This window comes from Myxococcus hansupus (assembly GCF_000280925.3).
Taxonomy (GTDB): domain Bacteria; phylum Myxococcota; class Myxococcia; order Myxococcales; family Myxococcaceae; genus Myxococcus; species Myxococcus hansupus.
Genome location: NZ_CP012109.1, coordinates 7184941 through 7197136, shown reverse-complemented (window position 1 = coordinate 7197136; position 12196 = coordinate 7184941). Strand labels below are relative to the sequence as shown.

The window sequence follows — 12196 nt, the reverse complement described above, 5'->3', positions numbered from 1 at the left end:
GGACTGGCGTCAGTTGATGACGCCGAGCATCTCGCGAATCTGGCGCAGCAGCTCGATTTCGGCCGCGTGCACGGTGCCGTCGCTGGTGATGAGCGCCTTGGCCTCCTTGATGACGGCCGTGGGGTTGGTGCGCAGGATGCCCATGTTCGGCGGGGGCAGGGGCTCGCCGTTCTGGAGACAGCGCGTCAGCGCGGCCAGCTCCGGCAGCGGCACGCTCATGCCCCGCGCGGTGTCCATGATGTGTTCAATCTCGGAGCGGGCGACGCTGCCGTCGACGGTGGCGATTTGAAGCAGCAGCTTGAGGACTTCGACGTGGAACTGTTCGGGACCCATGCCCGCTAGGCTGGCCTGTCCTGGGACCCACGTCCACCTTGTGACGCCGGGGCCGGCTCGGTGGCCGGGCCCCATGACGCATCGCATACCGGCTCACCAGTTGGTGTGCTTGTAGTCCTTGAAGAAGTTGCCCCAGACGAACTCGCCCGCGTTCTCCGAGGCGATGATGGGGTCCACCACGCGGGCCGCGCCGTCGACGATGTCCAGGGGCGGCTGGAAGTCCAGCTCCTGCACCTTGCGCTCGGCGTGCTGCGCGGGGTCCTCGTCGGTGACCCAGCCGGTGTCCACCGCGTTCATGTAGATGTTGTCGCGGGCGTAGTCCGGCGCGGAGGTCAGCGTCATCATGTTGAGCGCCGCCTTCGCCATGTTCGTGTGCGGGTGCTTGTCCGTCTTGGTGCCGCGCGAGAAGCTGCCCTCCATCGCGGAGACGTTGACCACGTGGCCGGGGGACGAGCGGTCCCGCAGCATCAGGGGCTTCAGCTTCCCGCAGAGGATGAAGGGCGCCACCGCGTTGATGAGGTGGACCTCCAGCATCTCCGCCGTCTGGACCTCGGCCAGCTTCATGCGCCACGAGTTCGTGTCCCGCAGGTCCACCTGCTGCAGGTCCGCGTCCAGCTTGCCCTCGGGGAAGAGGGCGCGCACGTCGCCCTCGTGCTCCAGGGCGTAGGGCAGCATGGACAGCGCGGCGGACGAGTGGATGCCCAGCGCCGCGTCGCCGCTGCGCCAGGTGGTCGTCAGCTCCGAACCACCCGAGGCTGCGCCGGGGCCGAGGGCCGCGGGCTGCACGGTGGCCACGCAGGCCTCATGGCCCGACAGCAGCGCGCGCGCCGCCTTGGGCAGCTCGTCGCTGTGGCGCATCTCGCCCGGCAACAGGTGGCCGTAGAAGCCCGGGGGCCGGCGCACCGTCTGCGCGGCGTTGTTGATGAGGATGTCCAGTCGCTGGTGCGTCTGTTCGATGTACCTGGCGAAGAGCTCCACGCTGGGCGCGTGCCGCAGGTCGAGCCCGTGGATTTGCAGCCGGTGGGACCAGTCCGCGAAGTCAGGCTCCTGGAGGTAGCGCTGCGCGGCGTCCTTGGGGAAGCGCGTGGTCGCGATGACGGCCGCGCCGGAGCGCAGCAGCATCAGCGAGGCCTGGAAGCCAATCTTCACCCGGGCGCCGGTGATGAGCGCGACCTTGCCGGTCAGGTCCGCGCGCTGGGTGCGCTTGGCGTAGTTGAAGTCCGCGCACTCGATGCACATCGCGTCGTAGAAGAAGTGCAGCTTCCGGTACTCGGCCTTGCAGACGTAGCAGCGGCGGGGCTGCTCCAGGATGCGCTCCGGTCCAGCCTCCGTGGGCGGCGGCGGGGGCAGCGCCGGCACGGTGAAGACGGCGGAGCGGCGCAGGGTGCGAATCTCCGTCGTCGCGCGGACGATGCGGTCGTGCTCGCGCTTGGTCTTCTTCTTGTCCCGGCGCAGCGCCTTCTGCATCCGGGACTTGGTGTCACGGTCCGGGTGCACCACGCGGCCCGCCGCGGCGAGGAGGGCGATGCGGTCCTCCTCGGGGAGGGTCGCCATCAGGAAGCGCTCCGTGGCGATGGCCTCGAGGAGCTGGGTGGCCCGGCGCACCTCGTCCAGGGACAGCGGGGCGGGCGGCGTTTCAGGGTCGGGGGGCGGAGCGGTCTCGGCGAGCTTCATCTCCCCCGCTGCATATCTTCCAGAGGGGGAGGGTGGAAAGAGGCGCGGAGGGACGGGGCTCGGTGGGTGGGGAGGCGGCCACCCTGGCGCCCGGCACCCTGGGGCGATGCGCCCGGGGGCGAGGGCCCGCGGTTCCCAGGGCTTCTGAACGGGGGCGGTTCGGCCACGGACCCTGCGTTCCCCATCATGTTTCATGAAACGGAACCACCATTCCGTTGCATGTGACAAGCGCCGCTGAGATGGCACGAATTGCCCACCCACACGGAGCCGCACGCAGGCGCGCGCACCGTGGCCGACGTTGAGTGTGCTCGCGCTCCTCCGTACCGTGTCGCTTCCATGCGACGTTGGCTTCCGCTCGTCCTGCTGCTGCCTGGAATCGCCTGCACGCCTCCTCCCGGCCCGGAGGACTTCACGCCCGATGCCTCCGGGGCGCGCGAGTCCACGGCGCCAGGGAGAGGGACCGTGTCCGCGCGGGGCAGCCGTGTTCCGGAGTCCGTGAACGGCTCGGCCCCGCACGATGCGCCGACGAGTCCGTCATCCGTGGCGGAGAGGGCCACGGTGCTTCCCGAGGGTGGCGCGGTCTCCGGAGCCACGACGGGGATGGCGCCCAGTGGGCCTGGCTCGGGGACTGGGGCGACCTCCAGCGGGACAGCCCCGGAGAACGCCCGGGTGGGGCAACCCATCCAGGCAGCATCGACGGGGGCAATCTCCATCGGGACCGCCCCGGAGAACGCCCGGGTGGGGCACTCCACCGACGCATCACCGTCGGGGGCGACCTCTAGCGGGACCGCCTCGCAGAACGCCTCCGTGACGAATCCGCGAGCGCCGGGCGTGGTCGCCACCTCGGAATCGCTCTATGCGGCGTGGCAGCGCACCCGCGCGGATGCGGGGACGGACGGAGGTTCGGAGGTCTCGGCGCGGCGTTCCGGCGATGGCGACCCGATGCGCCGTCAGGCGGCCGTAGGGCACGGCGAGGTCCCCGCCCTGTCCATCGACCCCGCGCTCGACGAGTCCGTGCCGCCCGAGGACGACGTGTTCCACGGGGACGGCGACGTCACGGCCTCGTCCGAGCAGCTCACCGTCATCCCAGACACGCAGCACCCGGGCGAGGAGCTGGTGCTCGGCCCGGACGGCGAACCCATCGAGGACTCCGAGTCCCTGCTCGGTCCGGACGGCGAACCCCTCGACGACACGGAGTCCCTGCTGGGCCCGGATGGCGAGCCGCTCGACGACACGGAGTGGGCCGTGGGCCCCCATGGCGAGCCGCTCAAGGACACGGGGCTGGTGCTCGACGACGCCGAGCCGGAGCGGACGGGCACGGATGCGGGGACGGGCCTGGAGCCTCACGCCATTCCTTTCGCGCCCGATGCGGGCTCGCTGCGAGTCCGACGCTCCATCGTCGTCCGCCAGGAGCCGCGCCAGAACTCACCCTCGCTGGGCACCGTGGCGCAGGACATGCGGGTCCGCTGGCAGGGCGAGACGGCGATTCGCGGGCCGGACTGTGAAGCCTGGGTGCAGATAGAGCCGCGCGGCTGGGTCTGCGAGCGCTACCTGGAGGCCAACTTCCGCGAGCCGCGCGTCCGTGAACTCCCGAAGCTCCGCGAGGGCGAGCTGACCCCTGGCATCTACGCGCGCGTCGTGGGCAAGCGCGTGCGCGCCTATCCGAGCCTCGCGCAGGCCCGCGCCCGGCGCAAAGGCGTGCTGCTGAAGGGCTCCGTGACGGTGCAGCTCCGAGGACAGGTTCGCATCCGCCGCAAGACGTACTGGCGCACCACGGAGGGCCAGTACCTGGAAGCGCGAGTCCTCCGGGAGTACAGGCCCTCCGCCTTCGAAGGCGTCAACGCGGAGGCCATCGCGGAGTTGCCGCCCACGTTCGCCTGGGCCCAGTCCCGCACCCGGCCCTCCGCCTCCGTGGAGGTGAAGTTGGCCCCGGACGCGAAGGCCGCTCGGGAGACCGTGCTGCCGCCGCGCACCCTGGTCGCGGTGAAGGAGCTGTCCGAGGACGGCCACTGGGTGAGCATCGCGGAGGGCCACTGGGTGGCGCGGGACGACCTGCACGTGGCCTGGTTCACGCACGCGCCGCCCGAGGTGGCGCCGGGCTCCCGCTGGCTGGACGTGGACCTGGATGCGCAGGTGCTGGTGGCCTACGAGGGCGAGCGCCCGGTGTACGCGACGCTCATCTCCTCGGGGAAGCAGGGCACGGACACGCCGGAGGGGCTGTTCCGCATCTGGATCAAATTCGCGGAGGCGGACATGACGGGCAGTGGCACCGCCGGCAATGAGACCTACCGCGTGGCCACCGTGCCGTGGACCATGTTCTTCCAGGACGACTACGCCCTGCACACGGCCTACTGGCACGACCGCTTCGGCGAGCCGATGAGCCATGGCTGCGTCAACCTGTCACCCAAGGACGCGCGCCTCCTCTATGCCTGGGCCGCTCCGGAGGTCCCCACGGGCTGGTCCATGGTCCATGCGACGGCGGACACGCCGGGCTCCTGGGTGCGCATCCGGGGCCAGGCCCGGCCCACGGGAAAGGCGGCGCGCAAGGTGGCGGTGGCGTCGACGCAGGTGGGCGCGCCGTAGGCCGGCGCGCCCTCAGCCCACCACGGACACGGTGACGCGGCGCCGGTGCGGCGACGTCCGATGCTCCCAGACGTAGACGCCCTGCCACGTCCCCAGGTCCGCGCGGCCGTCCTTCACGGGGATGTTCAGCGAGTTCTGCGTGAGCACCGTGCGCACGTGCGCGGGCATGTCGTCCGGGCCCTCCGCGTCGTGGACGAAGAGCGGGTCTCCGTCCTTCACCATCCGCGAGAAGAAGGACTCCAAGTCCCGGCGCACGTCCGGGTCCGCGTTCTCACAGAGGAGCAGGGACGCGCTCGTGTGGTGGAGGAACACGGTGCACAGCCCCTGCCGGGCGCCGCTCTCCGCCACCGCCCGCTGCACGTCCGCGGTGATGTCGGTGAAGCCGCGGCCCCTGTTGGACACCGTGAGCTCCCGCGCGTGGAACATGGCTCAGGGCTCCTTCACGCGCGCGGCGAGGAAGGCGGCCAGGGCCTCCAGCTCCTCGCTGACGATGGCATGCGGCATGTCGTAGGCGTGGAAGTCCACCGTGAGGCCTGACGCCACGAACATGTCGCGCAGCCGCTCCGCGGTGGGCAGGGGCAGCAGCGGGTCCATGCGGCCGTGTGCCTGGAACACCGGCAGGCCCTTGCGGCCCTCGGCGCGCTTGCGCCACTCCGGCTCCGACGTCAGGGTGCCGGAGAGGATGGCCAGGCCCGCGATGGGCTCGTCGAGCCGCAGGGCGACGTCCGTCGACATCATGCCGCCCTGGCTGAAGCCGCCCAGGACGATGCGTCCGTAGGGCAGCTTCATGCTGGCGCTGACCGCGTCCACCACGCTCATCAGGGCCCGTCGCGCAGCGGGCATGCCCGGCGGCACGTCGCGAGCGAAGGCCTCCCAGTCGCGCTGCTCCCCTCGCATCACCGCGTCGGGCAGGGGGAACCAGGCGCGACCGCCGTAGGCATACGCCAGGGGGGCGCCCGGGAAGACGAACCGCACGCGCTGCGCCAGCACGGGCTGCAGCGCCATCAACTCCGGCCCCATGGGCACGAGGTCGGTGGCGGGCGCGCCCAGGCCATGGGACAGGATGACCACCAGGTCCGGCGTCGCGCCTTCGGGCAGCGCGTCGACGATGTGGCAGTCCAGCTCTCCCAGCCGGGTGGTCAGGTGGCGCAGCGTGCGGTCCATTACTTTCCCACGCCGGCCGGGGCCTGGTCGCTCATCGCGATCTTCTGGATGACCACCGGCTCCACGGGCTTGTCGCGCCCGTCGCGCTGCACGTTGGAGATCTTCTCCACCACGTCGTAGCCGGACACCACTTCACCAAAGATGGTGTGGCGGTTGTTGAGGTAGTCCGGCGTGGAGGTGGTGATGAAGAACTGGCTGCCGTTGGTGCCCGGGCCGGCGTTCGCCATGGCCAGCAGGCCCTTCTTGTTGAAGGTCCGGCCGCTCTGGAACTCGTCCTCGAAGCGGTAGCCCGGGTCGCCACGGCCGGTGCCCGTGGGGTCGCCGCCCTGAATCATGAAGCCGGGAATCACGCGGTGGAAGATGACACCGTCGTACAGGGGCTTACCTTCGACGCGCTGACCCGTCTTCGGGTCGGTCCAGGCCTTCTCGCCCGTGGCCAGACCCACGAAGTTGGCCACCGTCTTGGGCGCATCCTTGGAGAAGAGGTGAACGACGATGGGGCCCTGGTTCGTCTGCAGGGTGGCGTAGACGTCCTGGCCCGCCTGGACCTTCTGGGTCCATTCGCCCGAGGCGGCTTCGGCCGGGGGCGCCGCGGCCGGGGCGGCGGGAGGCGGCGTGGGCTTCGCCGCGGGCGCCGCGGGAGGCGGCGTACCGCCCGTGGACTCCTTTTTATCGGAGTCCTTGCAGGCGGTGAGGGAAAGGCAGAGGAGGGCAGTCGTCAGGATTCGGGTCCACATGGCGCGCGGACATTAGCCCAAGTCTGATGGATTCCAGGGGCTTGCGTGGACGGGGCCCGGTTTCTGTCAGGTACTGGCAGTGGAAAAAGGCACGGCCTGCGGGTCTGGACGCAACTCTTTTCCGGATTTGCCGATGATCGGGCTAGAGCATTCGCAAGCCCTTCTAGAAATTCGCAGGAGCACACCCCATGGCGCCTCCCATTCGTCGCAACGAGCCCCGTCCCGTTCCGCCGCCTCCCGCGCCGGCACGCCCGGCTCCGCCGCCCCCGCCGCCGCCTCCGGCGCGCACCGAGGCCCGCCCCGCGCAGACCGACCGGTTCGAGGCCGCCGCGGGTCGGGTTGCCCAGGTCGCCAACGGGGTGCGCTCCGTTTCGGACGGTGTCGCCGCCACGCAGGTGCGTGACGCCTTCGGTCCCCGCCGCCTCGGCCCCATGACCCTGCCGGGTGGCAGCGGCCGCGTCGTCGAGGGCGCGAACACCGCGCTGTCGCGTGGCGCCGGCGCGCTGAGCCTCGCGGCCAACGTGGCGCAGTTGCCGGGCGCTGGCTACCTGGCGGCCCGTGACGTGCGTGAGGCCATCCGCAACCCGAACGCGGACACCATCCGTCAGGCGGCGGGCTCCACGGCCGGCGCTGCTTCCACGGCGCTGACGGCGACGCGGGACGGCCTGAACCTCGCGGGCAACGTCAGCAACTACCGCGCCGCCACCAGCGCCGCGCGCACCGCGTTCACCGCGGCGGCCCCGGAGGCCACCCGCGCCGCGGCCACCCGCGTCGCCACCACGGCCGCCAACACGGCGCTGGAAGGCGCGTCGCGTCAGGTCGTGCGCCGCGCGGCCGCCGAGGTCGCCGAGCGCGGGCTGGAGGGCGCCGCGCGCGCCGCTGGCACCGCCGCGCGGGGTGCGCTGGCGGGCGGTGGCACCGCGGTGGCTCGCGCCGCGGGCCGCTTCGCTCCGGGCCTCAACGTCGCCATCGCCGCCGCGGACACGGCCGTCGCCGTGAGCACCATCGCGGACCCGAACGCCTCGACGGGCAAGAAGATTACCGCCGGAGTGACCGCGCTGGGCTCCATCGCCGCCGCGACCAACATCCCGGTGGTCAGCCAGGTGGGCGCGGCCGTCTCGACGGTGTCCAGCTTCATCGGATCCTTCTTCTAAGAAGCGCCGCGTCGTCAGTCCCAACGCTCCGGGGGGCTTCGGTCCTCCCGGAGCGTTGTGCTATCCGAGGGGGACGGGAGCGAGAACCATGACGACCCAAGACGAATCGCAGGGCGGCCGTAACAACGCGCGTTCGCTGGCTGAGCTTCACGCGCTGGGCATCATGAAGAAGATGCCGGCGGCGTTGCAGCTCGACAGCACCGAGCCCGTCGACCTTCCCACCGTCACCGCCCCCTCGTTGGATGGCGTCTCGGTGGTTCAGGTGGCGCCGGCGCCGCTGACCGAGCAGGACCTCGTGGAGCGCTTCGATGCGCTTCGCCGCAAGCACGCCGACAGCCGTGAGCGTCAGCCCGGCGAGGAGGTGGCGCTGGAGGACGAGGTGCTCCTGGACGTCCTCGGCTATGCCAACGAGCGGCTGATTCCCTATTCCGCCAAGGAGAACTGGTGGACGCGCGTCGCCGCGGACCCGGTGGTGCCCGGCTTCTTCGAGGCGCTGGTGGGCGCGAAGGTGGGCCAGTCCTTCGTCATCGAGCTGACGTTGCCGGAGCACTACCCCGTGGAGGCGCTGCGGGGACAGTCCGCGCGCTTCCTGCTGGAGGTGAGGGCGGCGCGTGAGCTGAAGGTGCTGGACGACGACGCCCCGGAGCTGCTGTCGCGGCTGGGCATGGGGTCCACCACGGACATCATGCGCAAGCTGGGGGACGAGCTGGCCCAGGAGCGGCTCGCCGAAGCAGACCGGCTGACGCAGGAGCGCGTGATGGACGTGCTGGTGGAGCGCACGCCGGTGGAGCTGTCCGCGGCGCTGTTGGACGAGGAGATTCGCCGGCGCTGGGCGGACTCCGAGCGGCCCCTCCTCCTGCGCAAGGACTTCCAGCAGGACGAACTCCAGGACGCGCTGGAAGGCTGGCAGGCGGATCCGCTCACGCGCATGGACGCCGCGTATCGCATCACTTTGGCGCTGGCCCTGCGCGCCATCGCGGAGCGCGACGGCATCCAGCCGGACCGCGCTGCCACGGAGGCCATGCTGACGGACCTGGCGGACTTCACCGGCGTCTCCCGGGAGGAGATGGGGCGCTCGGTGAAGGAAGACGCCGCGTTGGCCCAGCGCCTGTTCGAGATGGCGCTGCGCACCTCCATCATCGACCACGTGATGAAGCAGGTGACGCTGACCCCCGCCGCGGCGTGAGGCTCAGCGCGTCTCCAGGGCCAGGGCGACCATCACCTCGGTGACGTCACCGGGGTGGTAGCGGCCCAGGCCCGGCAGGCCGCGCATCGCGGCCTCCGCGTGGTCCATGTCGTCCAACCGCACCATGCGCGCGCCGGGGACCTCCGCGTCCACGGCCGTCACCATGCCGTCCGCCTGGTAGCCGTAGCGCTCATGCAGGTAGCGCTGGAGCGGGTACAGCGTGGAGCGGCGCGACAGGCGCGACGAGGCCAGCGACACGGTGGGGATGCCGGCGGGGTAGGGGTGCTGCTGGATGAACGCCTGCCGCTGGAAATAGGACAGCTCCTCCACGGAGCGGGACACGCCGTGGAACAGCAGCGGGAAGGCGAAGTCGATGACCCGCCGCAGCTCCGGCGTCGTGGCCAGGTCGTGGGCGATGGACGAGCCGCCATAGGGCGCCTGCAACGTCACCACCGCGCGCACCACGTGATGAAGCTCGGGGTAGAGCGCCAGCGTGGCGGTGCACTCCACGCCGCCCTTGCTGTGGCCCACCAGCACCACCGTGCGGCCGAAGTGCTCCGCGTCGAGCAGCGCCTCGCGCAACACCGCCACGTTGTCCGCGAGCAGCCCTTCGGTGTCCACCGCCGCCTCGCGCACGCTCAGGCCCCGGCGCTCCAGGCGCTGCACGTTGTCGAGCAGGTAGCCGGGCAGCTCGTCGCCCAACATGCCGCGCACCAGCACGTATTGGTGGTGCTTCGCTTCGTCCGGGAGCACGGGTTCACCCTCGCGCACCTTCGCGAGCAGCGCGCGGAAGCGGGGCGTGAGGTCCTCGGGCGGCAGGGACAGGGCCGCGCGCTTCAGCCAGCCCGCCATGCCCGCGCAGCCGGGGCCCCACCAGCGCTCGGCGGGAGGCAGGCCGCGCAGCGTGCGAGCGAGCCGGGTGATGGTGCCAGGGGTGGGCGGCGATGGAGGTTCGAGCTGCGACGGCGTCATCTCTTAAAGCAGCGTAGCGGGAACCGAAAGCGGGATGCCAACACGGACGGTGCAGGCGCCGCGCGAGGCACTTGGGCCGTACGTGCGAGTGGGCCCGTGATAAGAAGTCCGAGGACGGGAGGATTCCGAAGCTGACCACCGGACAGGAATGGCTGGTTGACGCCAGCGGCTGCGTGCCTGGCAGCCTCAAGGACGCGGCGGCGCTGGCGGCGCTCTTCGAGGAGCTCATCGTCGTGCTGGACCTGAAGGTCGTGGGTCAGCCGCAGTGGCACGTGTTCCCGGAGCCCGGTGGCATCACGGGCCTGACGCTGCTGGCCGAAAGCCACCTGGGAATCCACACGTTCCCGGAGCACGGCTTCGCCGCGCTCAACGTGTACTGCTGCCGCCCGCGCGAGCGCCCGGACTTCGAGGCGTTGTTGGCGCGCCACCTGGGCGCGGCGGCGTGTGTGGTGCGTGAGCTGAAGCGGGGGGTGACGGCGTGACGCAGGGGAAGTGTCCATCGTGCGGCGCGATGGTGCAGTTCACCGCCGGTTCGGCGCAGGTGGTGGTGTGCGACCACTGCCAGACGGTGGTGGCCCGCAAGGGGCTGGACTTCGAGTCTCACGGGAAGATTGGCAGCATCGTCCCCACCGACTCTCCGCTCCAGCTCCGGGCGCAGGGCCGCTTCCAGAAGACGGCGTACACCATCGTCGGGCACCTGCAGAAGGACCACGGCGAGGGCCCCTGGGACGAGTGGTACGTGGAGTTCGAGGACGGCCGCACCGCGTGGATCAGCGAGTCCGAGGGCGTCTTCCACCTCATGTTCGACATGGGGACCGAGGACGGCGTGTCCTTGGATGACATGCACCCCGGTGAGCGCCTGCACCTGAGGGATCGCGCCTGGATTATCGAAGAGCGGGGCCACGGCCGGGTGACGGCCGCCGAGGGCCAGCTCCCGAACGACTTGGACCCCACGCAGGACGCCTGGTACGTGGACGCCACGGGCCCCAAGGGCGCCTTCGTCACGCTCGACTTCGGCACGCGAGGGCACACCCCCGAGGTCTTCATGGGGGAGGCGCTGAAGCTGGGGCAGCTCGGCATCTCGGCCGGGCAGCTTCGGCCCCGCGTGCGCAAGGTGGAGCTGCAGCAGGCGCGCTGCACGGAGTGCAACGGCAACCTGGAGCTGCGCGCGCCGGACAAGACGCTGCGCGTGGTGTGTCCCTACTGCGGCGCCATGCTCGGTGTGCGCCAGGGGAAGCTGTCCTTCCTCCGGCTGCTGGAGAAGCCGGCCCGCCCGCTCCTGATTCCGCTGGGCACCAAGGGCAAGCTGGACGGCACGGAGTGGATTTGCATCGGCTTCCTGGAGCGCTCGTGCACCGTGGAGGGGATTCGTTATCCCTGGGAGGAGTACCTCCTCTACAACGCGTCGCGCGGCTTCACCTGGCTGATGAACTCCAATGGCCACTGGGTGTTCCTCACGCCGCTGCCCGCGGGTGAGGTGTCCCTGGTCCCGGAGGTCTCCGCCTTCTTCAACGGCCGCCGCTACAAGTGCTTCCAGACCGTCACCGCCGTCACGGACCTGGTCCTGGGCGAGTTCTACTGGACGGTGAAGGTGGGCGAGCGGGCCCAGGCGGCGGAGTATGTCGCGGCGCCGTACTCGGTGAGCGTGGACTCCACGGACGACGAGGTGACGTACACCCACGGCGAGTACCTGGCGCCGGAGGTGGTGCAGGAGTCCTTCAGGTTGAAGGAACCCCTGCCCAGGCCGGACGGCGTCGCGCCCAGCCAGCCCAATCCCTTCCATGGGGGCCTGCGGTCCTCGCTCATGTGGATGGGCATCTGGATGGTGGCGCTGTTCGCGCTGTCCGCCCTCATCACCGCGCGGGCTTCGAACACCGTGGTGCTGGACCAGGTGGTGACGGTGCCCCACACGGCGAACTCGGGCACGCCCACGGCGATGAACTTCAGCGAGCCCTTCGAGTTGACCAAGCGCGGCAACATGAAGGTGGAGGTCCAGGCGCCGGTCCTCAACGATTGGCTGGGCATCCAGGGCGACCTGGTGAACCAGGACACGAACGAGGTGGTGAGCTTCTACGAGGAGCTGAGCTACTACCGGGGGACGACGGACGGTGAGTCCTGGTCCGAGGGCAGCACGGGCGGCAGCACCTACCTGTCGCCGTTGCCCGCCGGGAAGTACGTGCTGCGCACGACGGCCTCGTTCACCCCCGAGCCGGGCAGACCCAGGGACCGCAGCTTCACGGTGAAGCTTACGCACGACGCGCCCCAGGGCACCTGGTTCTGCTTCGCGCTGGGGCTGATGGTGCTGGGGCCCCTCGTGTCGGTGTTCCGTTCGCACAGCTTCGAGACGCGGCGCTGGGCGGAGAGCAACGTCTAGGATTCGGTGGTCACGGCTG

The 12196-nt window shown here is 70.7% G+C and carries 11 protein-coding genes; 5 read left to right on the top strand and 6 right to left on the bottom strand.

From position 1 onward, the window contains the following. Window positions 1-9 precede the first annotated feature (9 nt). The gene (locus A176_RS28080; protein ID WP_002635229.1) at window positions 10-333 is read right to left on the bottom strand and encodes a tellurite resistance TerB family protein; all 324 of its coding nucleotides are present in this window, start codon (window positions 331-333) and stop codon (window positions 10-12) included. Window positions 334-426: 93 nt separating this feature from the next. Next, window positions 427-2007, bottom strand: coding sequence for an SDR family NAD(P)-dependent oxidoreductase (locus A176_RS28075; RefSeq protein ID WP_002635230.1), 1581 nt, complete (start codon window positions 2005-2007; stop codon window positions 427-429). A 336-nt stretch (window positions 2008-2343) separates the two neighbouring features. Here A176_RS28075 and A176_RS28070 point away from each other — a divergent pair, with 336 nt between their 5' ends. Then, window positions 2344-4590: a L,D-transpeptidase family protein gene (locus A176_RS28070; RefSeq protein WP_226994010.1), complete on the top strand. Its 2247-nt coding sequence runs from the start codon at window positions 2344-2346 to the stop codon at window positions 4588-4590. Between the two features lie 12 nt (window positions 4591-4602). Here the strand turns inward: A176_RS28070 and A176_RS28065 are convergent, their stop codons facing one another. From A176_RS28065 to A176_RS28055, 3 genes are read right to left on the bottom strand one after another with little or no spacing between them, the layout of a single operon-like run. Continuing rightward, complete coding sequence (locus A176_RS28065) at window positions 4603-5016, bottom strand: secondary thiamine-phosphate synthase enzyme YjbQ (protein WP_002635233.1); 414 nt, start codon at window positions 5014-5016, stop codon at window positions 4603-4605. Between the two features lie 3 nt (window positions 5017-5019). Continuing rightward, the gene (locus A176_RS28060; protein WP_002635234.1) at window positions 5020-5754 is read right to left on the bottom strand and encodes an alpha/beta hydrolase; all 735 of its coding nucleotides are present in this window, start codon (window positions 5752-5754) and stop codon (window positions 5020-5022) included. Then, window positions 5754-6491: a peptidylprolyl isomerase gene (locus tag A176_RS28055; protein WP_002635235.1), complete on the bottom strand. Its 738-nt coding sequence runs from the start codon at window positions 6489-6491 to the stop codon at window positions 5754-5756. Before A176_RS28055 ends, A176_RS28060 begins: the two co-directional genes overlap by 1 nt. A gap of 188 nt (window positions 6492-6679) precedes the next feature. Here A176_RS28055 and A176_RS28050 point away from each other — a divergent pair, with 188 nt between their 5' ends. Continuing rightward, complete coding sequence (locus A176_RS28050) at window positions 6680-7645, top strand: hypothetical protein (RefSeq protein WP_002635236.1); 966 nt, start codon at window positions 6680-6682, stop codon at window positions 7643-7645. Window positions 7646-7733: 88 nt separating this feature from the next. Continuing rightward, window positions 7734-8831: a trigger factor gene (locus A176_RS40905; protein WP_002635237.1), complete on the top strand. Its 1098-nt coding sequence runs from the start codon at window positions 7734-7736 to the stop codon at window positions 8829-8831. A 3-nt stretch (window positions 8832-8834) separates the two neighbouring features. On the opposite strand, the gene A176_RS28040 is transcribed toward A176_RS40905, so the two are convergent. Further along, on the bottom strand, window positions 8835-9803 hold the full coding sequence (locus A176_RS28040) for a lipase family protein (RefSeq protein WP_002635238.1): 969 nt from the start codon (window positions 9801-9803) through the stop codon (window positions 8835-8837). A gap of 71 nt (window positions 9804-9874) precedes the next feature. Between A176_RS28040 and speD the strand changes: the two genes are divergently transcribed. Both speD and A176_RS28030 read left to right on the top strand, forming a co-directional pair. Then, window positions 9875-10285 (top strand): S-adenosylmethionine decarboxylase, encoded by a 411-nt coding sequence (speD, locus tag A176_RS28035; protein ID WP_226994009.1) that lies wholly within the window; start codon window positions 9875-9877, stop codon window positions 10283-10285. Then, window positions 10282-12177, top strand: coding sequence for a DUF4178 domain-containing protein (locus A176_RS28030; protein WP_002635240.1), 1896 nt, complete (start codon window positions 10282-10284; stop codon window positions 12175-12177). The genes speD and A176_RS28030 overlap by 4 nt, the downstream gene beginning before the upstream one ends. Window positions 12178-12196: the final 19 nt, after the last annotated feature.